Genomic DNA, 21,478 nt, shown 5'->3' on the forward strand with positions numbered 1-21,478 from the left:
GACCGCGCTTCAAAACTGCGTATTATTGGCATTGATTTAAACTTCGAGCCCCACGAGGATCAGAATGCAAACTTCTGAGATTGCGAAGCGTTGGCTTCAGTATTTTGAGAAGAACGACCATGTTATCCGCCCGTCGGTTCCACTGGTATCTCCAGACCCGTCGATCCTGTTCACGATCGCGGGCATGGTGCCGTTTATTCCGTACATTATTGGTACCGAGAAAGCCCCGTGGCCGCGAGCTGCGTCCGTGCAAAAGTGTATTCGCACCAATGACATTGAGAACGTTGGTCGTACCACTCGTCACGGCACGTTCTTCCAGATGAATGGCAACTTCTCGTTCGGTGACTACTTCAAAGAGGGCGCCATTGACTTCGCGTGGGAGCTTCTAACCGGCCGTGTCGAAGATGGTCTGTATGGTCTCGATGGTGACCGCATGTGGGTGACGATATGGGATCAGGATGACGTGTCTTACGATCACCTAACCAAGCACATTGGGATGGACCCAAAGCATATTGTCCAGCTACCTCGTGAAGATATTTTCTGGCACACCGGTCAGCCCGGCCCGGCCGGACCTTGCGCGGAGTTCCACTACGATCGCGGCCCAGCCTATGGACCTGAGGCCGTTGGCGGAACTGTAGACCCGGGTGGTGATCGCTACCTGGAGGTTTGGAACCTCGTGTTTGACCAGTACTTGCGCGGTGAAGGCACTGGGTCTGATTTCCCACTCCTTGGTGAGCTGGATGAGAAGGCTATCGATACCGGTGCTGGTTTGGAACGCCTCGCGTTCGTGCTTCAGGACAAGCCAAATATGTTCGAGATTGACCAGGTACGCCCGGTCATTACTGCAACTGAGGAGATGTCTGGCCACAAGTACGATGCTGGAGGTAATCCAGAACACGACGTGCATATGCGCATCGTGGCGGACCACGTGCGTTCGGCAATGATGCTTATCAACGATGGTGTTATTCCCGGAAATGATGGCCGCGGGTACGTGCTTCGTCGTATCATGCGCCGCGCAATTCGCTCGATGCGCCTGCTGGGCGTGGACGAGGCGACCATGCCGACCCTCATGCCGGTTTCTCGCGACGTTATGAAGAGCTCGTATCCAGAGCTAGAGACAAACTGGAGCCGGATCGCCGACGTTGCTTACAGCGAGGAAGAGTCGTTTAGGCGCACGCTGTCTTCGGGTACCACCATTCTAGACACAGCTGTGGACAAGGCTAAGAAGGGCGCCTCGAAGCTTTCTGGTGAGGACGCATTCCGTTTGCACGACACCTACGGCTTCCCGATCGACCTCACCCTCGAGATGGCGCGTGAACAGGGCGTCGATGTTGATGAGGTGCGTTTCCACGAGCTAATGGAGGAGCAGAAGACCCGTGCCCGCGCCGATGCACTGGCGAAGAAGAGCGGGCATGTGGATTCGCGTATTTACCACGACATTCAGCACAACCTCGGTGGCAACTCTCGTTTTGTGGGGTACACGGACTCCAAGATCGAGTCGAAGATCGCGGGCATCGTTGTGGACGGCAATGGCGTTCCGGCTGCGTCAGCTCCTGCCGACGTTGAGATCGTTTTGGATACCACTCCGTTCTATGCCGAGAAGGGTGGTCAGCTGGCCGACCACGGCACGATTCGTACGGCCTCTGGCGCTCTGATTGACGTACACGACGTGCAGGAGCCAGTGAAGGGACTTGCGGTTCACCGCGGTCGACTGCTGGAGGGAACGGTTGCGCTTGACGAACTCGCAATTGCGGAGATTGACGCTGCGCGTCGTCTGGCAATTGCACGGGCACACACCGCAACGCACATGGTGCACAAGGGCCTGCATGAGTTCCTCGGGGAACAGGCCACGCAGGCCGGTTCTGAGAACTCTCCTTCGCGAATGAGGTTTGACTTCCACCACCCGTCGCAGGTTCCCAGCGACGTTATGGATGGCATTGAGGAACGCGTCAACCAGCGCCTAGCTGAAGACCTAACCGTTACTGACACCATAATGTCGCTAGATGAGGCTCGCGGCCTCGGCGCTATGGCATTGTTTGGTGAGAAGTACGGCAACGAAGTGCGCGTGGTGGACATTGGTGACGGCTGGTCTCTGGAGCTGTGTGCGGGTACGCACGTGCCGAGTACGGGCCACATCGGTCGTATCGCGGTGCTTGGAGAGTCGTCCATCGGTTCGGGCGTGCGTCGTATTGACGCTCTCGTAGGTGATGGAGCGTATGGTTTCCAAGCCAAGGAACACGCGATTGTTTCACAACTGTCAGCAATGATGGGGGCAAACGTCGACGAACTCCCCGGCCGCATCGAGTCGCTAATGAAGAGGCTGAAGGAGGCTGAGAAAACCGCCGCAAAGCTCGGTGAGCAGCAACTTCTGGCTCGCGCGGGCGAAATTGCAGCCCGTGTCCATGAGCGCGGTTCGGTTCAGGCAGTGGTTGAGGACCTGGGCGAACTGCCATCTACGGATGCTCTACGCTCCCTCGTAACTGACATCCGCGCTCGCCTTGGTGAATCTAAACCAGCTGTGGTCGCGGGTATCGGCGTGGTGAATGGCCGGCCTCAGGTGGTTGTTGCAACTAATGATTCAGCGAGGACTTTGGGAGTCAAGGCTGGCAACCTCGTGCGCATTGGTGCGAAGGCTCTAAAGGGCGGCGGCGGAGGCCGTGATGATCTGGCTCAGGGCGGGGGCCAAGATCCGGAGGCAACTGGGCTTGCCAAGGAAGCCATCGAGTCGGAACTGCGTTAACTTTGGTGAAACGACCTGGCCCGAGGATGGGCATCGACTACGGCTCCGTTCGAATCGGAGTCGCAGTCACCGATCCTTCGGGCCAGATTGTTTTCCCCAAAACTAATGTGCAGGTCGATAAGTACGGTGGGCACATCATCGAGCTAATTGAGATAGCCGAAGAGCTTGATCCGATTGAGATTGTTATCGGTTACCCCAAGCATCTCAAAGGAAAATCTGGAGCGTCGGCCAAAGCGGCCCGCGCATTAGCACATGAGCTAAAGGCAGATTTGGACCGCCCTCGCATTTGTCTTTTTGACGAGCGGCTAACAACAAACTTGGCTCACGCTGACCTTGCAGCGCAAGGAATTGAAAATCGGCTGCGGGGTGACAAGGTAGATCAGCTCGCAGCGGCTATTATTTTAGAAACGTCCATAGACTTTGAAGAAAATACGGGAAAGCTTCCCGGTGAGACTGTAAGTCGCGGAAAGTTCTAGGAGAAGCAAGGCAGTGAGTGATCAAATTCCCCAACCGCACGGCGATGGTGAAGCCCAAAAGTTCCCTAGTCGTCGTGACATTCTTCGAGAACGTCAGCTGCGGGCAGCAGAAGAAGCGCGTAAAGAAGAACGCCGGTGGGCTCGTGAAAAGCGCCGTCTGGCCGAGGAGGGTGCGGCGTCCCCTCAGTCTCTCAATGCGCCCGGACCAAGATCCACAAGGGGAGCGCAACGCACTCACGACGAGCAGATGCTCCATGATCCGCTAACAACTGGCACGAGGTCACGCCGCGTTGCTGCTGAACGCGCTCGCGTTTTGAAGCGCAGACGTAACGCTAAAATCCGCACAGCGCTAGTCATCACCGCTGTGCTAGCTCTTATCGCGCTGTGTGTTTACATTGCGGTAGGTGCAATCTCGAGTTCTCGTTCTCAGACCGGCGCATTGGACTATCCGGGTCCTGGCACTGGTGAGGTTGAAGTGGTTGTGAACCCGGGTGATTCGGGCGGCGCTATCGGCGCAAACCTTGTCAAGCTTGGAGTTGTAAAGTCTGAGGACGCTTTCTTGCAGGCGTGGGTGGACAATGCGGCCGCGAACTCTTTACAGCCCGGCACCTATACGCTCAAGAAGGAAATGCGCGCAGTGGATGCGTTGGCTGCGCTACTCGACCCATCTAACAGATCTTCAAATGCAGTCACTGTTCCTCCAGGTTTTACCAAGGCGCAGGTTGTAGAACGTCTCTCAAGTTTCGGTAACTTCAGTGCGGATGAGGTCGAGGCCGCAATGTCGGACGCTGCGGGCATAGGCTTGCCAGCAGAGGCAAATGGTGACGCGGAAGGTTGGCTGGCGCCCGGTAGCTACGAGGTGCACAGTGACGATAAGCCGCAGGACGTAATCGCCGCGATGGTTACAGCGATGAAGGCGAAACTCGACGGTTTGGGTGTGCCGGAGGATCAGCGTCAAGAGCTGCTCATTAAAGCTTCTATCCTTGAGCGCGAGGTGAACATCGAGCAGTACTACCCGATGGTCGCGCGCGTAATTGAGAACCGGCTTACCCAGCCTCAGGCTGAAACTGTTGGTTATTTGAACATGGATTCGACGGTGCTCTACGGCGTTGGCAAGGTGGGCGGTGTTCCCACTGCCAATGAAGTTGCCGATGAGTCGAACCCATACAACACATACAAGCACAAGGGGTTGCCACCTGGCCCGATCTCGAGCCCATCGGACTTGGCGCTCGAATCGATGCTGAATCCCGCAGATGGTGACTGGCTGTACTTTGTAACAGTCAACTTGGATACGGGTGAGACGAAGTTCGCCGCAACTCTTGAAGAGCAGGAGAAGAACCGGGCCCTCTTTGACCAGTGGTGCACGGACAATCCGGGGAAGTGCTAACGTGCGTGCTTTTGTAATTGGACAGCCGATCCAGCATAGCTTGTCTCCCGTCCTGCACCGTGCGGCATACGAAGCACTCGAACTGCCGTGGACGTTCGAGCGCCGCGAAGTTGGATCTGATGATCTACCTGCCTTCCTGGGTTCGATTGGCGAGGACGTTGCTGGCTTGGCGGTTACGATGCCGCTGAAACAAGCAGTGATGCAGCATTTGGACGCTATTGAGCCTCTTGCTGCGGCCGTTGGCGCCGTGAACACGGTAGTGCCCGCGGCGCGTGTACTGTCGGGTTTTAACACCGACGTGTATGGGATTGTGCAGGCGATTTCGCGGGCTAGACGGGTAGAAAAGGGCGCTAAGGCGGTGATCTTGGGTGCGCGCGCCACAGCCTCGTCGGCGTTGGCCGCACTGGGTCAACTAGGAGCTAGCCAAGTCCAGACAGTCGCCCGTTCCTTTAGCTGGCCAGGGTCTATCAGCTTGGCTGAAACTCGGATGGGTGTATCTACGCAGCATATTCCATGGCGCGATAGTGAGAGCGCACAGGCCGCACTATCGGGAGCAGATATCGTGGTATCGACCTTACCGGCCGGAGTAGGTGACTATTGGGCTGGGCAGTTCCGTCCTAAGCCGGGTAGCGTCCTCCTCGATGTCGCCTACAATCCTTGGCCTTCAAAACTTGCGCAGGCGGGTGAGGCCGGGGGAGCGGTGGTAGTGTCCGGCTATTCGATGTTGCTTTACCAGGCATGCCAGCAGGTTGAGCTCATGACCGGACGCGGCGCGCCTGTGGAAGAAATGCGTGATGCGCTTCAGGAAGCGACTAAGCTATTTAACCTATGACAACGCAAATTATTACCTGGGTTCTTGCTGCTGCTATGGGTGTGGCGGTTGTATTGTGGGCGGCATTCAGCGGCCCTACCTATCTTGACTCGTATTTCCAAAAAGCTAATAAGCGCCCGCTTACGCGCACCGAACTGGTGCTCTACTCGGCTGTTCCTCAGGTTGTTGTCGCACTGGTTGGCACAAAAGATCCGTTCTTGATGGCTACGGTTCCGTTAGTGGGACTCTTTGGCCTTATAGCGGTCGTTGATGGAAGGACGAAGAAGATACCGAACGTGCTGACCTTCCTCACGATGATTTCATTAGTTGTTGGCGGCGTGGTTGGTATTCTCATTAGATTCTTCGCGTTGCATGAAACAACCTCGATTGTGGGCATAGTGGCGGGCGCATTGATCTGGCTGGGGCCATTTTGGCTGCTTTATATGTTCGGAGGCGGGATCGGCCGCGCAGATGTGAAACTGGCACCAATAATCGGCGCCTGGCTTGGCCTGTATGGAGCTGGCGTGGCGTTTGGAGGACTGCTCACTGCAGTTATTGTTGGCGGCGTCTACGCTTTTGCACTGCTGCTGATTCGTAAGGTCTCGTGGAGTGCAACTGTTCCGTTCGGACCAGCACTGGTTGTTGGAGGTCTGATCGCTTGGTTTGTGACGGGTGGTGCCGTCTCACCCTGGTAGTTTTAACCGCCGGTATTTTCGCCGGTGTGTAACACTGGAACCATGATTAGGTGGATGAGTGCGGGCGAATCGCATGGCGAAGCCCTGGTGGGCATTATTGATGGCGTACCCAAGGGCGTTGTACTAAGCACCCAAAAGCTGGCCGACGAGCTCGCGCGCAGGCGGTCGGGGCATGGTCGCGGCGCTAGGCAGAAGTTCGAACAGGATCGCGTACGCATTCTTGGGGGAGTTCGGCATGGCGTCACCATTGGATCTCCAGTAGCTATCGAAATCGCGAACTCGGAATGGCCTAAATGGCGGGTTGTGATGAGCTCAGACCCGGTCGATCCGAAGGATCTTCTTATCGACGCCGGCACTGGCGACGAGCGCGAGGTGGCTCGCAACCGCCCGCTTACTAGGCCGCGCCCGGGTCATGCGGATCTCGCGGGCATGATGAAGTTTGACCACGAGGATGCGCGCCCCGTGTTAGAGAGAGCTTCAGCGCGCGAGACCGCAACGCGAGTTGCACTCGGCTTGGTAGCGCGCCAGTTTTTGCGTCAGGTAGCGGGCATTGAGATCGTCTCGCACGTGGTGGCGGCAGGCTCACAAACAGCGGATATTCCCGTTCCGCTCCCACAGGACGCAGATCGTTTGCATGCCAGCCCGGTAAGAACCTTGGATGAGGACGCACAGGCACGGTTCATTGCCGCGATAGACCATGCGAAGAAGAGCGGGGACACAATCGGCGGCGTTGTGGAGGTAGCCGCTTACGGCGTGCCTGTGGGGCTGGGAAGCTACACGCAGTGGGATGAGCGGCTCGACGCCGCCCTTGCCGCTGCTCTCATGTCTATCCAATCGGCGAAGTCAGTGGAGATTGGGCACGACCAGGTGGACCAGCCCGGCTCGACGGCGCACGACGAAATCGTTGTAGAAGACGAACCGCGCCGGCTTTCTAACCGAGCCGGGGGTATCGAGGGCGGCATGTCTAATGGCGAGCCAATCTTAGCTCGCGTGGGTTTCAAACCAATTTCTACTGTGCCGCGTGCGCGTTCCACGATTGATCTGGCTACCGGCCAGCAGGCTCCGGCGCTGCACCAGCGTTCTGATGCGAGCCAGATTGTTCCGGCTGCAGTGATCTGCGAGTCCATGGTGGCTCTAACGCTCGCAAACGAGATCCTAAAAATGTTCGGCACCGGTTCCGTTGAGCGTATTCGCGCCGCGATTGAGGCCTACAACGGTAGGGTTAGTGAGCGTCTGAATCCATGAGCATAGTTTTGGTTGGTCTTCCCGGAAGTGGAAAATCTCGGCTGGGAAGGCTCGCGGCCAAGCATTTGAGTCTGCCGTTTATTGACTTGGACGAGGCGGTCGAGGCTGCGAGCGGTCGAACAATTCCGGACCTGTTTCGCGAGGGTGAGGACGTGTTCCGTTCCTTGGAAACACAAGCGTTGAAGGATGCGTTGGCAGGTCCTGAAGCTCTCATTGCAACGGGTGGGGGAATCGTGGAGCGCGAAGACAACCGCGCCCTCTTGAAGAACCGGCATGTTGTGTTTCTCGATATTGATCTAGATGAGGCGATTGCACGTGCAAGCAGGAGCGAATCGCGCCCCCTGTTGCAAGGCAATGTGAAGCAAAGAATGCGGGCGCTATCTAATCGGCGACGTCCGCTTTATGAGCAGGTGGCCTCCGTGTCGGTAAAGCTTGGGCAAGCGTCGAAAGAAGAAAATACGCGAGTATTGTTGCGCGCTATTGACGAGTTGGTGAAGTAATGCGAGTGGTTGAAGTTCGCGGTGAGCACAAATATCCCGTAGTTGTTGGTTCCGGTGCCATTAACCAGGTGGCTGGCAGTCTTGATCGCGATTATGCGCGGGCGCTGGTCATCCATCCGGTGGCGGTTGGCCAGATCGCGCGCGAGGTAGGTGCACAACTGGAAAAGGCCGGTATTACGACTTCTTATTTTGTGCATGAAGATGGGGAGTTAGGCAAGACGGTTGAGCAGCTGTCTGCCGCGTGGGAAGCTGCGGGAGATAGCCACATCGGTAGGCGCGACCTCATCGTTGGGGTGGGTGGTGGCGCCACAACGGATCTAGCAGGATTCGTTGCGGCCACTTGGTTGCGCGGTGTTTCAGTGCTCCAGGTGCCCACGTCCCTCCTCGCCATGGTTGACGCTGCGGTAGGGGGTAAAACGGGAATCAATACGCGGCATGGCAAAAACCTGGCGGGCGCGTTCCACTCGCCGATTGCGGTCATCGCTGATACGGACTGTCTGGCAACGCTGCCCCAAGCGGAGTTTCGAGCGGGTTTAGGCGAAATCATCAAGTGCGGGTTCATTCGCGATGAATCCATCCTCGACCTGGCATCGAAGCCGGTCACAAAGTCTTCCGCTCAAGTTGTTGATCTGGTTGAAAAGTCGGTGCGGGTTAAAGCTGACGTGGTGGGGGTTGACCTGAAGGAATCTGGTGAGCGGGAGATCTTGAACTACGGTCACACGCTTGCGCACGTGATTGAAAAGGTTTCTGGCTATCAGATTCGGCATGGCGAGGCAGTGTCGATTGGCATTATGTTTGCCGCCCACGTGGCGGTGGAGCTGGGGCTAGCCGATGAGGATTGGCTATGTAAGCAGCGTCGATTACTGGCCACGCAGGGGCTTCCCACGAGTTGGCACTGCGACAGGATGGACACGATATTGGATGTGATGAGCTCGGATAAGAAAGTGCGTTCCAGGCAGGTCCGCATGGTGCTTACTACGCAAAGTGGTCATACGCTGGTGCGGGTAGTTGAGCCTGCAACGCTACATGCGGCAGCACTGACAATGGGAGTTGTTGATGACTAGCACGATTATTCTGATTGGCGTTTCGGGTGCAGGCAAAAGCGATATCGCCCGGGCCATCGCTGCGCAGTCGGGTCTTGAGCTCCACGAATTTGAGGAGTCTTTTGAAAACGTGATGGGAGAGGACGACTCGCAGTTCTTGGTTCGCCGTGGTGAAGCACAGTATGAGGAGGCGGCTTTGCGCGTGGCGATGGATCTGCTCGATCGCGAGGGCGTCATAACTTTGGCTCCGGGTGTGGCGTGTACGCAGAAGGTGGGGGAGAAGCTGCGCGTGCTTCGCGCGGAGGGGGCGCTTGTAGTTGAGGTATTCGCTGATATCTCTACGCTGATGCGACGGACGGGGCTGAACGCTCCACGATCGGTCGCGCTGGGGCCAACACGCAAGATTTTTACGGACATGGTGGCAGCCTACCGAGCTGATTTTGCGGGGCTCGCTGACCTCGTGATCGATACCTCATTGTCTAAACCAGAGCATGTGGCCGCGCGGGTACTCGCATTTAACGGCTAAAACGGGTTATCCTATATCGGAACTTAAACTAGACGTAAGGAACAGTTGTGGCAACGACTAATGACTTGAAGAACGGCATGGTTCTTAAACTCGACAACCAGCTATGGTCGGTTGTTGAATTCCAGCACGTGAAGCCGGGTAAGGGCCCCGCGTTTGTGCGCACGAAGATCAAGAACGTTCTGTCGGGCAAGATCGTTGACAAGACGTTCAATGCTGGCGTGAAGGTTGATACCGCCACAGTGGATCGCCGCGATATGACCTACCTGTACCAGGACGGCAACGACTACGTGTTCATGGATGCCGCGACTTACGATCAGATTCTCGTAACCGGCGAGGTTGTTGGCGACGCCAAGAACTACATGATTGAGAATCAGCCGGCCATTGTGTCGATGTATGAGGGCCAGGTTCTTTCGGTTGAGCTTCCTCCGAACGTGGTGCTGGAGATTACTTACACCGAGCCGGGTGTTCAGGGCGATCGTTCGAATGCTGGCACGAAGCCGGCAACGGTGGAGACGGGTTACGAGGTGCAGGTGCCGCTGTTCATCGATCAGGGCACTCGCATTAAGATTGATACCCGCACCGGCGAGTACGCAGGGCGCGTCAACGACTAATGTCTCGTAGGATCACGTCACGTACGCGCGCTCGTAAGCGTGCGGTGGACACAATTTTTGAAGCCGACCAAAAGGGCGAGCTAACGCCGGAGGGCCTGCGCCAGATTCTTTCTGAGCGCCTGCAGGTAACGGCGGCGCAAACGCCACTTCCGGAATACGCTATTGAGGTCGTTGAGGGCGTAGCTGATCGTCTTTACGAACTTGATGAACTTTTGGTTCTGCACACCACTACGCGTGACTTTGATCGTTTGCCTTCCACGGATCGTGCGATCCTGCGGGTGGGCGCATGGGAAATCGTGTGGAATGAAGACGTGCCTTCCGTTACGGCTATTGATGAGGCCGTAACGCTGGCAAAGGACATTTCTACGGACGAATCTCCAGCCGTGGTTAACGCAATCTTGGATGCCGTATTGAAAGACGCTGCCAGGGTTCGAGAAACGGATGATGCTCTTGCGGCGGCTTTGGCGCCACGTGAGGACATCGACCTTGAAGACTTTGGTGCGGGGGAAGAACCCGTTGCCAATCCGCTCGATGAAGCGAGTGAACAACTAAATAATCCGTAAAAATGATGCTCGGGCCGGTAACGGTTCGGGCATTGTTTTTATAGTTCATCCTTTAAAGCCGTCCAGTGAGGCGGGAAAGGTGGGGCACATGCCACAGGTGAAAACTGTCCTGGATGAGGGGCAGATTTCGCGCGCTGTTTCGCGCATTTGTTACGAGATCCTTGAGCGTACAGATGGCGCTGAAGATCTCGTTATTCTCGGAATCCCAACCAGGGGAGTTCCCCTGGCAAATCGGTTAGCGAAAAGGCTAAGAGAGGTTAGCAACGCGCCGGTTGAAGTGGGCTCGCTCGATATCACGATGTATCGGGATGATTTGGCGGGTAATCCGATTAGAACGCCCCACCCGATGTCTATTCCCGAATCGGGCATTGACGGCAAGATCGTCATCTTGGTTGATGATGTTTTGTACACGGGACGCACGGTAAAAGCCGCCCTTGATGCGCTGTTTGATTTGGGTCGCCCAAATGCGGTGAAGCTGGCCACGCTGGTTGACCGCGGCCACCGCGAGCTTCCTATCCGCCCTGATTTTGTGGGCAAGAATCTGCCGACCTCGCGAAAAGAATCCGTCGATATTGAACTTGTTGAGATCGATGGCATTGACCGTGTAGTAATCCGGGAGGCGTGATGAAACATCTCATTTCTATATCTGATCTGAGCCTGGATGAAGCGATCCGCATTCTAGATGTTGCCGAGGCCATGGCGGCTACCCAGTCGCGAGCGATTAAGAAGCTCCCAACGTTGCGCGGCAAGACGGTTATCAACCTGTTTTTCGAGGACTCAACGCGCACTAGGCTGTCGTTTGAGGCTGCGGCGAAGCGCTTATCCGCTGATGTGATCAGTTTTTCCGCAAAAGGTTCTTCGGTTTCTAAAGGTGAGTCGCTCAAAGATACTGCGTTGACACTGCAGGCGATGGGCGCGGATGCGGTTGTGGTACGTCACCGATCGTCTGGGGCCGCTCACCGTCTGGCCCATGCCGGTTGGATTGACCTGCCGGTACTCAACGCGGGCGATGGTACCCACCAGCACCCAACGCAGGCGCTGCTTGACGCAATGACGCTACGCCGTCACTTCACTAACGACGGCCGCCCCGCCGCGCCCGGAACCACTTTGGAAGGAGCGCATGTGGCAATCGTGGGTGACATCCTGCACTCGCGAGTGGCGCGCTCCAACGTGGGCCTCATATCAATGCTCGGGGCGCGTGTAACCCTGGTTGCTCCACCTACCCTCCTTCCGGTTGGCGTTGAAAACTGGCCGTGCGAGGTCACCTATGATTTTGACGAGGCCCTTGCTACTCATCCCGACGCGGTAATCATGCTGCGAATCCAGCACGAGAGGATGAGCGCCGCGGGCGGAGGGTTCTTCCCCTCGGCGGAGGAATACCACCACTCGTATGGTTTGGACAGCGAACGGTTTGAAAGGCTTGGCAAGCACACTGCGATCATGCACCCGGGCCCGCTGAATCGGGGTTTGGAGATTTGTGCGCAAGCGGCAGATTCGGCCCAGTCGGTAATCGTGGAACAGGTAAGTAACGGGGTGAGCGTTCGAATGGCGGCGCTGTACCTGCTTCTGGCAGCTAAGGAGAGTTTGAATGTCTAAAGAGATTCTGTTTGTGGGTGCGCGCCCGTACGGGGAAAAGAGCGCGGACATTGCCGTTCGTGGAAACAAGATAGTAGCTGTTGGGAAGGATGCGCGCAGTGCGGTTCCCGAGGCTGAAGTAGTTGATGTGACAGGACTTGTGGCACTGCCGGGCCTAGTCGATCTACATACGCATCTTCGCGAGCCCGGTCAGGAGGACGCCGAAACGGTATTCACGGGCACGAGGGCCGCCGCAGTAGGTGGGTACACCTGCGTGTTTGCAATGGCGAACACGAATCCGGTTGCTGATACCGCCTCGGTAGTAGAACAGGTGAAGATGCTTGGCGACAAGGCCGGTTGGGTAGAGGTTCACCCGATTGGTGCGGTCACCGTTGGCTTGGAGGGCAAGACGCTGTCCTCGATGAGTGCTATGGCTAAGTCCGAGGCTGCAGTGCGAGTATTCTCCGATGATGGCAAGTGCGTTGCCGACCCCGTGCTAATGCGCCGCGCCCTCGAATATGTAAAGACTTTTGGCGGAGTGATTGCCCAGCACGCGCAGGATCCAGCGCTCACCGAGGGTGCACAAATGAACGAATCGCCGCTTTCCGCTGAGCTTGGTCTGGCCGGTTGGCCCGCCGTTGCTGAAGAGGCGATTATTGCCCGCGACGTTGCCCTAACGAATCACGTTGGTTCGCGCTACCACGTGCTGCACGCGTCTACAAAGGGCTCGGTGGAACAAATCCGCGAGGCCAAGCGCCGCGGAATCAACGTGACGGCCGAAGCCACGCCGCACCACATTTTCCTCACCGAAGAAGAAGCGCGCTCGTACGATCCGCGCTTTAAGGTAAACCCGCCCCTGCGCACGCAGGAGGACGTAGAGGCGCTACGCGACGCTCTTGAAGATGGCACGATCGACACGATCGGTACCGATCACGCGCCGCATCCTTTGGAGATGAAGGACTGCGAGTGGCAGGCCGGAGCGTTCGGCATGATCGGAATTGAGACCGCGCTACCCGTCCTCATCACCACAATGGTGGACACAGGGCGGATGAACTGGCGCGATATTGCGCGCGTCATGTCTGAAAAGCCCGCGCAGATTGGTCTTGCAACCGAGCAGGGCCAGCCGATCGAGGCCGGTTCGTTCGCGAACCTTGCATTCGTGGACCCAAGTGTGGAGCGCGTGGTAGAACACGGCTGGTCGCGCTCAACCAATAACCCCTACCTTGGCCACACGCTGAAAGGTCAGGTTAAGTACACGGTTTACCGCGGCAAGATCACGGTGCGTGAAGGCATGCCGGTAGAGGAGGAACGATGAGCATTGCGGTTCTGGTTACATCAGATGGTCACGTGTTTAGTGGCCGCGCATTCGGCGCGATTGGCGAGGTCGTTGCTCCGGCTGTGATCGATGCTTCCGTTGCGGATTATCCACGTGTGCTCGCCAGCGCCGATAATGGGGGGAAGATCGTTTTGTTTGCCTCCCCGCATATCGGGAATGTTGGGATACCCGCCCCATTTGAACCGAAAGCAGTGGGGGTTGTGGTTCGCGAGGTTTCGAAGGTCGCGTCGAACTGGCAGTCAAAGGCTGAGCTGGAACCGTCATTGCGGGCTGCAGGTGTGGTTGGTATCGAGGGGATCGATACGCGGGCCCTCGTCAAGCTTTTGGTGAAAAGTCCAGATCTGCGCGTGGGGATTTTCTCTGGCACGGTGATTGATTCCCATGATTTAGAAGAGGGCGCGCGCATCCCGCGCGACCTCGTGAACTGTTTGCAAAGCCGCGTCAAGGGGGCCAACTAATGCCACGCAGAAATGATTTGAAGTCCGTTCTAGTAATTGGTTCTGGCCCGATCGTTATTGGCCAGGCATGCGAGTTTGACTACTCGGGTTCGCAGGCTTGCCGCGTGCTTCGTGAAGAGGGCGTGCGCGTGATCCTCGTGAATTCGAATCCCGCTACGATCATGACGGATCCAAACATGGCTGATGCCACCTACGTGGAGCCGATCACTACCAGCTCTATTGAGCGAATCATTGCGAAGGAACGCCCCGATGCCCTTCTACCCACCCTGGGCGGACAGACGGCTCTAAACGCAGCGATGAACCTTGCCGAGGCGGGGATCTTGGAAAAGTATGGCGTTGAAATCATCGGGTCCAGTGTGGAAACGATTCGCGCGGGTGAGGACCGCGACGAGTTCAAAGAAATCGTGGAGCGTTGCGGCGCAGAGGTGGCAAGGTCGCGTATTGCCCATTCGCTACAGGACGCTCTTGATGCGGCCGAGGAGCTTGGATACCCGTTGGTGGTTCGCCCGTCGTTCACGATGGGCGGCCTCGGTTCTGGGTTTGCGCACACCCAAGAGGAGCTGACGCGTTTCGTTGAGCACGGCTTGCGCGATTCGCTCACTAACGAGGTTTTGCTCGAAGAATCGATCCTGGGCTGGAAAGAGCTCGAACTTGAGATGATTCGCGATCGTACCGGCGAGACGATGCTGGTTACAACCATCGAGAACGTGGATCCCGTGGGCGTACACACAGGTGACTCCATTACGGTGGCTCCCGCTCTCACCCTCACGCAGAGCGAAATCGATGAGCTTGTGCGTATCGGCGCCGACATCATTGAGGGGGTGGGCGTGAACCAGGGTGGTTGTAACATCCAGTTTGCGATTAACCCTGCAGATGGCCGCATCGTTGTGATTGAGATGAATCCGCGTGTTTCGCGCTCATCGGCCCTCGCGTCGAAGGTAACGGGGATTCCGATCGCAAAGATCGCAGCGCGTCTAGCGATTGGTTACGACCTCGCGGAAATTCAGTCAGATATTGCTCCTGAGCGCACGGCAGCGCAGGCGCCTTTGATTGATTATGTGGTGGTGAAGGTGCCGCGCTTCGCGTTTGAGAAGTTCCCGGCATCCGACAAGACGCTGACCACCTCCATGAAGTCGGTGGGTGAGGCCATGGCGATTGGTCGCACTTTCACGGAGGCTCTTCTTAAGGCGCAGCGTTCCATCGACAAAGCCGGGGTTTCGTTCCACTGGGACGGACCGGCCCCGGATGAGACCGAGGTGGAGGCGCTGCTGGAGCAGATCACAACGCCTACGGAGGCCCGCCTGGTTCAGCTACAGCAGGCGATTCGCGGCGGCGCCACATTGGAACAGATTAATCGCGCAACGGCTATTGACCCGTGGTTTATTGCTCAAATCCAGCAGGTAGAAGAGGTGGCGCGCCAGATCATGGACGCCGAGGCTCTTTCTGCAGGCGTGCTACGCGTTGCAAAGCGTCACGGTTTTTCCGATGCGCAGATCGCGTCCTTGCGGTCAATGCCAGAAGAAGTGGTGCGCGAAATCCGCCGCGCTTACAACATTCACCCGGTGTACAAGGCAGTGGACACGTGCGCGGGCCTGTATGACGCGGCAACCCCGTACTATTACTCAACGTACGAGGAAGTCTCGGAGATCGAGCAGCGTGAGCGGCCCGCAGTGATGATCCTGGGTTCGGGCCCGAACCGTATTGGTCAGGGCATTGAGTTTGACTACTCCTGTGTGCATGCCACGATGGCGTTGCGCGAGGACTTTGACACCATCATGGTGAACTGCAATCCCGAAACGGTATCCACGGACTATGACATCTCGGATCGTCTCTACTTTGAGCCGCTGACGCTTGAAGACGTGCTCGAAATATTCGAAACCGAGCAGGCGGCCGGGCCCATTGCGGGCGTGTTGGTACAGCTGGGTGGGCAAACCCCACTGTCACTTGCAGACGCGCTTGAGCGGGCAGGCATGCCGATTGTGGGTACCACTCCGGCCTCGATCAACCTGGCTGAGGATCGCGAAGCATTTGGCCGTGTTCTAGATGAGGCGGGGCTGCCTGCTCCCGCGCATAAGACGGCTACCACGGCCAGCGCGGCGCTGGCGGCGGCACGCGAGGTGGGGTATCCCGTACTCGTACGCCCCTCGTTCGTTTTAGGGGGGCGCGGAATGGCCATCATTTACGAAGAGGAAGGTCTGGCAGAGTACCTGCGCAACGCGGGTGCCGCAGTATTTTCTACCGGCCCGTTGCTAATCGATAAGTTCCTCGATGATGCCGTTGAAATCGACGTGGATGCGCTCTACGACGGTAACGAGCTGTTCATGGGCGGCATTATGGAACACATTGAAGAGGCCGGTATTCACTCGGGTGATTCTGCGTGCGTTATGCCCCCGATGTCGCTGTCTGAACGGCAGATCGATCGTATTGTGAAATCGACCGAGGCTATCGCGAAGGGCGTTGGCGTACGCGGCCTGTTGAACATCCAGTTCGCACTGGCCTCCGATGTGCTCTACGTGATCGAGGCAAATCCGCGTGCTTCGAGGACAGTGCCGTTTGCTTCGAAGGCGTCCGGTGTGGCACTTGCGCGGGCTGCTGCGAAGATCCAGATGGGGCAAACCATCTCGCAGCTGCGCGAGGCAGGTGACCTACCTCACTGCGATCAATCGGTTCAAGACCTTGATGAGCCAATTTCCGTTAAGGAGGCTGTCCTCCCGTTCGACCGCTTCCGCGATTGCAACGGCGAGGTTGTTGACACCCTGCTGGGACCGGAGATGCGCTCAACCGGCGAGGTCATGGGTCTTGATGAGTCTTTCCCCGCCTCGTACGCGAAATCGCAGATTTCTGCCTATGGTGGTCTGCCTGCTTCCGGTACGGTGTTTATTTCGATTGCGGATGCGGATAAGCGCGGTATCGTTCTACCGGCTTCAAAGCTGGTTGAGCTGGGCTTCAAGATCATGGCTACCACGGGTACGGCATCGGTTTTGCGTCGAAATGGAATTGATGTGGAAGTCGTGGCCAAGGAGTCTGAACGCGGCGAGGGAGGCGTTGCAATCACTGACCTCATTCATTCGGGCAAGGTTGACATGATCGTGAACACGCCGCAGGGCGAGTCTGAACGCCGCGACGGCTACAAGATTCGCGCGGCTGCAACGTCGGCTGGGAAAGCGATCATTACGACGCTGCAGGCGTTTAACTCGGCTGTGCGCGCTATCAAGGCGGCTCAGACGGAAGAACTACACGTAAAGTCTCTTCAAGAATGGGACCGCGAACGCGAGCAACGGAGGCAGGTAAATGCCTGAGAGTTTTGGTACGCGGCTAGGCAGGGCGCTGGCTACGCGCGGGCCGGTTTGTGCGGGGATCGATCCGCACGCTGGTTTGCTTGAAGCTTGGGGATTACCGGTAAACGTGCATGGCTTGTCAGAGTTTTCGAAGCGCGCCCTTGACGGGTTGAGCGAGGCGGCGGCTATCAAACCGCAATCGGCCTTCTTTGAACGCTTTGGCGCGGCGGGAGTAGCGGTTTTAGAGGAGCTATTGCAAAGCGCTCGTGAACGCGACGTAATCACGATTTTGGACGTGAAGCGCGGAGACATCGGTTCGACGATGGCTGGTTACGCAGCCGCATACCTACCGCAGGGCGCTCCACTGGAGGCCGACGCGATTACGGTTGCGCCCTACATGGGGCCAGCAGCTTTCGATGAAACCGCGCAACTGGCGGCCGAGCACGGCAAGGGCCTGTTCGCGCTCGCACTGACGTCGAACCCGCAGGGCGCTACTCTGCAGCGTTCGGTAGGGCAGGGAAAGACGGTCGCTCGGCAAGTGATCGAGTGGACGCGAGCAAAGAACGAGCAGTTTGATGCGGGTCAAAAGGTCGGTTCTTTTGGCGTGGTGATTGGGGCAACCATCGCGGACCGAGCACAGGTGGTAGGTGAGGCACTAGCCGGTTATACCGGGCCGATTCTGATGCCTGGATTTGGTGCGCAAGGCGGTAGCGTTAACCCTGAAGACGCCGGTTTGAACATTGTGGTGTCTTCTTCGCGTGCGGTCCTAAAGGCCGGTCCTAACCCGGTGGATCTGGCCGCCGCATTGAAGGCTACGAATGCCGAGATTATGAACGCGCTCGAAGGCGTCTCATAATGGATGCCATGAATCACCAGCATCTTACGGTTTTATTAGGTCCTAGCGCGGTTGGCAAGGGGACAGTGGTGGCTCGCTTAATGGAGTTGCACCCGCAGATTTTCTTGTCAATCTCGGCAACAACTCGAGATCCGCGCCCCGGTGAGGTTGATGGACAGCACTATCGCTTCCTCTCTCGCGAGCGCTTCCTCGAGCTTGTTGCAGAAGATGCTTTCTTGGAGTGGGCCGAGGTTCACGGCATGAACTATTACGGGACTTTAAAGGCTCCGATTGAAGAGGCTATTGCTGCGGGACGCCCGGCGCTATTAGAGATCGACCTTGCAGGGGCAAGGCAGGTGCGCGAGCAGATGCCCGATGCCCAGTTCATTTTCCTCGCCCCTCCTTCGTGGGAGGAATTGGAGGCACGGTTACGTGGCCGCGGCTCTGAGACGGAAGAGCAGATGGCGCGTCGCCTTGAAACTGCTCGCGTGGAAATGGCTGCCGCGAGCGAATTTGACCATATTGTGGTTAATGACGAGGTGGATCACACAGCGCGGAAACTGGCTAGTCTTATGGGCTTAGCGTAGGATTGTTGCGTTACGAAGCTAGGAGGATTCATGACGGGAATCGTTGCCCATCCTGAAGGTATTACGTACCCACCGATCGACGATCTGATGGAGAAGGTCGATTCGAAGTACGCGCTGGTTGTATTTGCTGCCCGCCGCGCAAGGCAGATTAACTCTTACAACCTGCAACTTGAGTCGAACATGGTTCAGTTTGTGGGCCCGGTTGTCCCGGTTGAGGCTGATGACAAGCCGCTTAGCACCGCGCTTCGCGAGATCAACGAGGGCCTGTTGATTATGGAAGAGGCCCCGGACGCCGAGTAACAGATTGACAGCTCTTAACAATGCCGGCACGCCGCCCCGGCGGATCATCGTTGGGGTGGGGGCCGGCATTGCCGCGTATAAGGTGGCTGGCGTCGTACGTCATTTCGCGAAGGCGGGTGACGACGTGCGGGTTATTCCCACTGCGGCTAGCCTACACTTCGTTGGGAAAACCACGTGGCAGGCACTTTCTGGTTCTCCCGCCCACACCGATGTTTTCGATGGCGAAGCCGGGGTAGACCACGTGGAGGGCGCCCGAGGTGCAGACCTGATTGTGATTGCGCCAGCAACGGCTGATCTGATCGCGAAGATTCGCGCCGGTATAGCCAGCGACTTGCTCACCACTACGGTGCTTGCCGCTACATGTCCGATAGTTGTAGTTCCGGCGATGCATACCGCCATGTGGGAAAACGCTGCAACGCAGGACAACATTTGTGCTCTGAAGGAACGCGGGTTGCATGTAATGGCACCTGCGGTTGGTGATCTGTCCTCGGGAGACGAAGGAGCGGGCCGCATGCCCGAACCAGAAGCTATTTGCAAGTTTGCTGAAGCCGTATTAGCAGAAGAAACCCCCCTTCAAGAAAAGGACTTAGCCGGGGTGCGGGCCTTCGTGACTGCCGGAGGCACGCGCGAGGCCATTGACCCCGTGCGTTTTATTGGTAACCACTCCAGTGGTAAACAAGGTGCCGCGATTGCGCGTGCTCTTGTGGAACGCGGCGCTGACGTCACCGTGTTCGCCGCAAATATTGCTCCCGGTGTGATACCTGACGGCGTGACGGTTGTAGATACTCCCTCGGCAAGTGAAATGTATGAGGCTGTCCAAGGCGCTGCCGCAAACTTCGACATCGGGTTTTTTGTGGCTGCGGTTGCTGATTTCCGCCCGCAACAAAGCTGGGAACAAAAGGTTAAGAAGACCAGTGATAATGAGGACGGATGGTCCTTGCAGCTGGTTAAAAATCCAGATATTTTGCGCGAAACTGCAAGCAAGTATCCGCATCTGCTGTGCTTCGGTTTTGCCGCAGAGACCGGTGATGAGGCGCAAGTTTTAGAGTTTGGCCGTGCTAAAGCCGGGCGTAAGGGCGCCCGTTTTATCGCGATCAACCAGGTAGGCAATGGGCAAGGATTTGGCACCGAAAACAATCGTGTGACCGTGGTGGATGCTGCGGGGACAAAAGTTTTGTCCGTGGCTGGAACTAAGCTTCAAGTGGCTCGAGAACTGGTAGAACTTGCAGCCACGCAGCTAGTTAAGAACAACTGAGGTACAAATGAAAGCCGCTCCACTATTTTCTTCTGAGTCCGTCACTAGCGGACACCCGGATAAGGTTTGCGATCAGATTGCCGATGGCATCTTGGATGCCGCTTTGGAGTATGATCCCAAAACGCGCTCAGCCGTTGAGGTAATGGCAACCACTAACCGCGTGATTGTTGCGGGAGAACTTTCAACAACTACCGAGCTGGATGTCGAGCAGATCGTGCGCAGAACGGTTGAACGGATCGGGTACACGCAAGAAGGCATGGGTTTTGATGCACGCACCTTGCAGGTGATGGATATTCTCGATCAGCAGTCTCCCGACATCGCGCAGTCGGTGGATCGCTCAATAGAAGCTCGAGAAGAGTCCTCCGGTGATCTGCTCTCTCTCCAGGGAGCGGGAGACCAGGGCCTCATGTTTGGCTATGCCTGCGACGACACGCCAGTGCTCATGCCATTGCCGATTTACGCGGCCCACCGGCTCGCTAGTCAACTTGAACAGGTTCGCCGCACTGAGATGAGCGGGCTGCGCCCGGACGGTAAAACTCAAGTTACGGTCCGCATGGAAAACGAGCGTCCCGTCAGCCTAGACACGATTGTTGTATCTACTCAGCATGATGACGCTTTGTCTCTTGAGGACATCCGAGAAGGCGTGAAAACCCTCGTTGTGGATCCGGTGCTGGAACAGGTTGGCCAGCGCTTTGACACTTCGGAAGCGAAGCTGCTGATTAACCCATCAGGCCGCTTTGTGGTTGGAGGCCCCGCGGGTGACACGGGAGTTACAGGACGCAAGCTCATCGTTGATACGTACGGTGGATTTGCGCGCCACGGAGGCGGCGCGTTCTCGGGCAAAGATGCTTCTAAGGTGGATAGGTCTGGCGCATACGCAACGCGTTGGATTGCGAAGAACATTGTTGCAGCCGGCTTGGCTCGCCGCTGTGAGGTGCAAGTTTCCTACGCGATTGGCCGTGCGGAACCAGTTGGGCTACACATCAACACGTTCGGTACGGGCTGCGTTTCTGATGACCAGTTGCTGAGCGCAGTAGGTCGAGTTTTTGATTTGCGCCCTGCGGCAATCATCGAGACGCTACGACTAAACGAGCCGGGCTTTACGGCCGTATCGGCGTACGGTCACTTCGGGCGCGAGGGCGTTACTTGGGAGGACACTTCTAAGGCAGACGAACTACGCGGCGTTCTCGGCTGATTAATTCTCAAGCCAGGTAATAGGACCCCTTGAATGGGGTCCTATTACTTTGAGCAAAATAA

At 57.1% G+C, this 21,478-nt stretch carries 21 protein-coding genes; all 21 read left to right on the forward strand.

Annotation, left to right across the window (positions count from 1 at the left end):
* Window positions 1-64: 64 nt before the first annotated feature.
* Window positions 65-2,740, forward strand: a complete 2,676-nt coding sequence (gene alaS, locus HMPREF1628_RS02885; RefSeq protein WP_034507649.1) for an alanine--tRNA ligase — start codon at window positions 65-67, stop codon at window positions 2,738-2,740.
* Window positions 2,741-2,745: 5 nt separating this feature from the next.
* The gene (gene ruvX / locus HMPREF1628_RS02890; protein ID WP_232219363.1) at window positions 2,746-3,216 is read left to right on the forward strand and encodes a Holliday junction resolvase RuvX; all 471 of its coding nucleotides are present in this window, start codon (window positions 2,746-2,748) and stop codon (window positions 3,214-3,216) included.
* A gap of 13 nt (window positions 3,217-3,229) precedes the next feature.
* Window positions 3,230-4,603, forward strand: coding sequence for an endolytic transglycosylase MltG (gene mltG, locus HMPREF1628_RS02895; protein ID WP_084703177.1), 1,374 nt, complete (start codon window positions 3,230-3,232; stop codon window positions 4,601-4,603).
* A 1-nt stretch (window position 4,604) separates the two neighbouring features.
* Window positions 4,605-5,435, forward strand: a complete 831-nt coding sequence (locus tag HMPREF1628_RS02900; protein WP_034507654.1) for a shikimate dehydrogenase — start codon at window positions 4,605-4,607, stop codon at window positions 5,433-5,435.
* Window positions 5,432-6,109 (forward strand): prepilin peptidase, encoded by a 678-nt coding sequence (locus HMPREF1628_RS02905; protein WP_034507657.1) that lies wholly within the window; start codon window positions 5,432-5,434, stop codon window positions 6,107-6,109. Before HMPREF1628_RS02900 ends, HMPREF1628_RS02905 begins: the two co-directional genes overlap by 4 nt.
* A gap of 42 nt (window positions 6,110-6,151) precedes the next feature.
* Window positions 6,152-7,354, forward strand: a complete 1,203-nt coding sequence (aroC, locus tag HMPREF1628_RS02910) for a chorismate synthase (RefSeq protein ID WP_034507660.1) — start codon at window positions 6,152-6,154, stop codon at window positions 7,352-7,354.
* Window positions 7,351-7,854, forward strand: coding sequence for a shikimate kinase (locus tag HMPREF1628_RS02915; protein ID WP_034507663.1), 504 nt, complete (start codon window positions 7,351-7,353; stop codon window positions 7,852-7,854). Before aroC ends, HMPREF1628_RS02915 begins: the two co-directional genes overlap by 4 nt.
* On the forward strand, window positions 7,854-8,918 hold the full coding sequence (gene aroB / locus HMPREF1628_RS02920) for a 3-dehydroquinate synthase (protein ID WP_034507666.1): 1,065 nt from the start codon (window positions 7,854-7,856) through the stop codon (window positions 8,916-8,918). Before HMPREF1628_RS02915 ends, aroB begins: the two co-directional genes overlap by 1 nt.
* Entirely contained in the window at window positions 8,911-9,423 is a 513-nt protein-coding gene (locus HMPREF1628_RS02925) for a shikimate kinase (RefSeq protein WP_034507668.1), read from the forward strand. The genes aroB and HMPREF1628_RS02925 overlap by 8 nt, the downstream gene beginning before the upstream one ends.
* Window positions 9,424-9,470: 47 nt before the next feature.
* Window positions 9,471-10,034 carry an elongation factor P gene (gene efp, locus HMPREF1628_RS02930; protein WP_034507670.1) on the forward strand — a complete coding sequence of 188 codons (564 nt, stop codon included), beginning with the start codon at window positions 9,471-9,473 and terminating at the stop codon, window positions 10,032-10,034.
* The gene (gene nusB, locus HMPREF1628_RS02935; protein ID WP_034507673.1) at window positions 10,034-10,597 is read left to right on the forward strand and encodes a transcription antitermination factor NusB; all 564 of its coding nucleotides are present in this window, start codon (window positions 10,034-10,036) and stop codon (window positions 10,595-10,597) included. The genes efp and nusB overlap by 1 nt, the downstream gene beginning before the upstream one ends.
* An 88-nt stretch (window positions 10,598-10,685) precedes the next feature.
* A complete protein-coding gene (pyrR, locus tag HMPREF1628_RS02940) occupies window positions 10,686-11,222 on the forward strand; it encodes a bifunctional pyr operon transcriptional regulator/uracil phosphoribosyltransferase PyrR (protein ID WP_034507675.1) in 537 nt (178 codons plus the stop codon).
* Window positions 11,222-12,193 (forward strand): aspartate carbamoyltransferase catalytic subunit, encoded by a 972-nt coding sequence (locus tag HMPREF1628_RS02945; protein ID WP_034507678.1) that lies wholly within the window; start codon window positions 11,222-11,224, stop codon window positions 12,191-12,193. The genes pyrR and HMPREF1628_RS02945 overlap by 1 nt, the downstream gene beginning before the upstream one ends.
* Entirely contained in the window at window positions 12,186-13,487 is a 1,302-nt protein-coding gene (locus HMPREF1628_RS02950) for a dihydroorotase (RefSeq protein ID WP_034507681.1), read from the forward strand. Before HMPREF1628_RS02945 ends, HMPREF1628_RS02950 begins: the two co-directional genes overlap by 8 nt.
* On the forward strand, window positions 13,484-13,966 hold the full coding sequence (locus tag HMPREF1628_RS02955) for a carbamoyl-phosphate synthase domain-containing protein (protein WP_052038816.1): 483 nt from the start codon (window positions 13,484-13,486) through the stop codon (window positions 13,964-13,966). Before HMPREF1628_RS02950 ends, HMPREF1628_RS02955 begins: the two co-directional genes overlap by 4 nt.
* Window positions 13,966-17,265 (forward strand): carbamoyl-phosphate synthase large subunit, encoded by a 3,300-nt coding sequence (gene carB, locus HMPREF1628_RS02960; protein ID WP_034507683.1) that lies wholly within the window; start codon window positions 13,966-13,968, stop codon window positions 17,263-17,265. Before HMPREF1628_RS02955 ends, carB begins: the two co-directional genes overlap by 1 nt.
* The gene (gene pyrF / locus HMPREF1628_RS02965) at window positions 17,258-18,100 is read left to right on the forward strand and encodes an orotidine-5'-phosphate decarboxylase (RefSeq protein WP_034507686.1); all 843 of its coding nucleotides are present in this window, start codon (window positions 17,258-17,260) and stop codon (window positions 18,098-18,100) included. The genes carB and pyrF overlap by 8 nt, the downstream gene beginning before the upstream one ends.
* 8 nt (window positions 18,101-18,108) lie before the next feature.
* Window positions 18,109-18,666, forward strand: coding sequence for a guanylate kinase (gene gmk, locus HMPREF1628_RS02970; RefSeq protein ID WP_034507895.1), 558 nt, complete (start codon window positions 18,109-18,111; stop codon window positions 18,664-18,666).
* A gap of 30 nt (window positions 18,667-18,696) precedes the next feature.
* A complete protein-coding gene (rpoZ, locus tag HMPREF1628_RS02975; protein ID WP_016443576.1) occupies window positions 18,697-18,966 on the forward strand; it encodes a DNA-directed RNA polymerase subunit omega in 270 nt (89 codons plus the stop codon).
* Window positions 18,967-18,970: 4 nt separating this feature from the next.
* Window positions 18,971-20,221 carry a bifunctional phosphopantothenoylcysteine decarboxylase/phosphopantothenate--cysteine ligase CoaBC gene (gene coaBC, locus HMPREF1628_RS02980; protein WP_052038817.1) on the forward strand — a complete coding sequence of 417 codons (1,251 nt, stop codon included), beginning with the start codon at window positions 18,971-18,973 and terminating at the stop codon, window positions 20,219-20,221.
* 7 nt (window positions 20,222-20,228) lie between these two features.
* A complete protein-coding gene (gene metK, locus HMPREF1628_RS02985) occupies window positions 20,229-21,416 on the forward strand; it encodes a methionine adenosyltransferase (protein ID WP_034507688.1) in 1,188 nt (395 codons plus the stop codon).
* Window positions 21,417-21,478 lie beyond the last annotated feature (62 nt).

The organism is Actinomyces sp. S4-C9 (genome assembly GCF_000758775.1).
Lineage (GTDB): Bacteria > Actinomycetota > Actinomycetes > Actinomycetales > Actinomycetaceae > Gleimia > Gleimia europaea.

Coding starts and splice junctions, on each gene's coding strand:
- alaS (WP_034507649.1), top strand. CDS start 65: ATGCAAACTTCTGAGATTGCGAAGCGTTGGCTTCAGTATTTTGAGAAG.
- HMPREF1628_RS02905 (WP_034507657.1), top strand. CDS start 5,432: ATGACAACGCAAATTATTACCTGGGTTCTTGCTGCTGCTATGGGTGTG.
- aroC (WP_034507660.1), top strand. CDS start 6,152: ATGATTAGGTGGATGAGTGCGGGCGAATCGCATGGCGAAGCCCTGGTG.
- HMPREF1628_RS02915 (WP_034507663.1), top strand. CDS start 7,351: ATGAGCATAGTTTTGGTTGGTCTTCCCGGAAGTGGAAAATCTCGGCTG.
- aroB (WP_034507666.1), top strand. CDS start 7,854: ATGCGAGTGGTTGAAGTTCGCGGTGAGCACAAATATCCCGTAGTTGTT.
- HMPREF1628_RS02925 (WP_034507668.1), top strand. CDS start 8,911: ATGACTAGCACGATTATTCTGATTGGCGTTTCGGGTGCAGGCAAAAGC.
- nusB (WP_034507673.1), top strand. CDS start 10,034: ATGTCTCGTAGGATCACGTCACGTACGCGCGCTCGTAAGCGTGCGGTG.
- pyrR (WP_034507675.1), top strand. CDS start 10,686: ATGCCACAGGTGAAAACTGTCCTGGATGAGGGGCAGATTTCGCGCGCT.
- HMPREF1628_RS02945 (WP_034507678.1), top strand. CDS start 11,222: ATGAAACATCTCATTTCTATATCTGATCTGAGCCTGGATGAAGCGATC.
- HMPREF1628_RS02950 (WP_034507681.1), top strand. CDS start 12,186: ATGTCTAAAGAGATTCTGTTTGTGGGTGCGCGCCCGTACGGGGAAAAG.
- HMPREF1628_RS02955 (WP_052038816.1), top strand. CDS start 13,484: ATGAGCATTGCGGTTCTGGTTACATCAGATGGTCACGTGTTTAGTGGC.
- carB (WP_034507683.1), top strand. CDS start 13,966: ATGCCACGCAGAAATGATTTGAAGTCCGTTCTAGTAATTGGTTCTGGC.
- pyrF (WP_034507686.1), top strand. CDS start 17,258: ATGCCTGAGAGTTTTGGTACGCGGCTAGGCAGGGCGCTGGCTACGCGC.
- gmk (WP_034507895.1), top strand. CDS start 18,109: ATGAATCACCAGCATCTTACGGTTTTATTAGGTCCTAGCGCGGTTGGC.
- rpoZ (WP_016443576.1), top strand. CDS start 18,697: ATGACGGGAATCGTTGCCCATCCTGAAGGTATTACGTACCCACCGATC.
- metK (WP_034507688.1), top strand. CDS start 20,229: ATGAAAGCCGCTCCACTATTTTCTTCTGAGTCCGTCACTAGCGGACAC.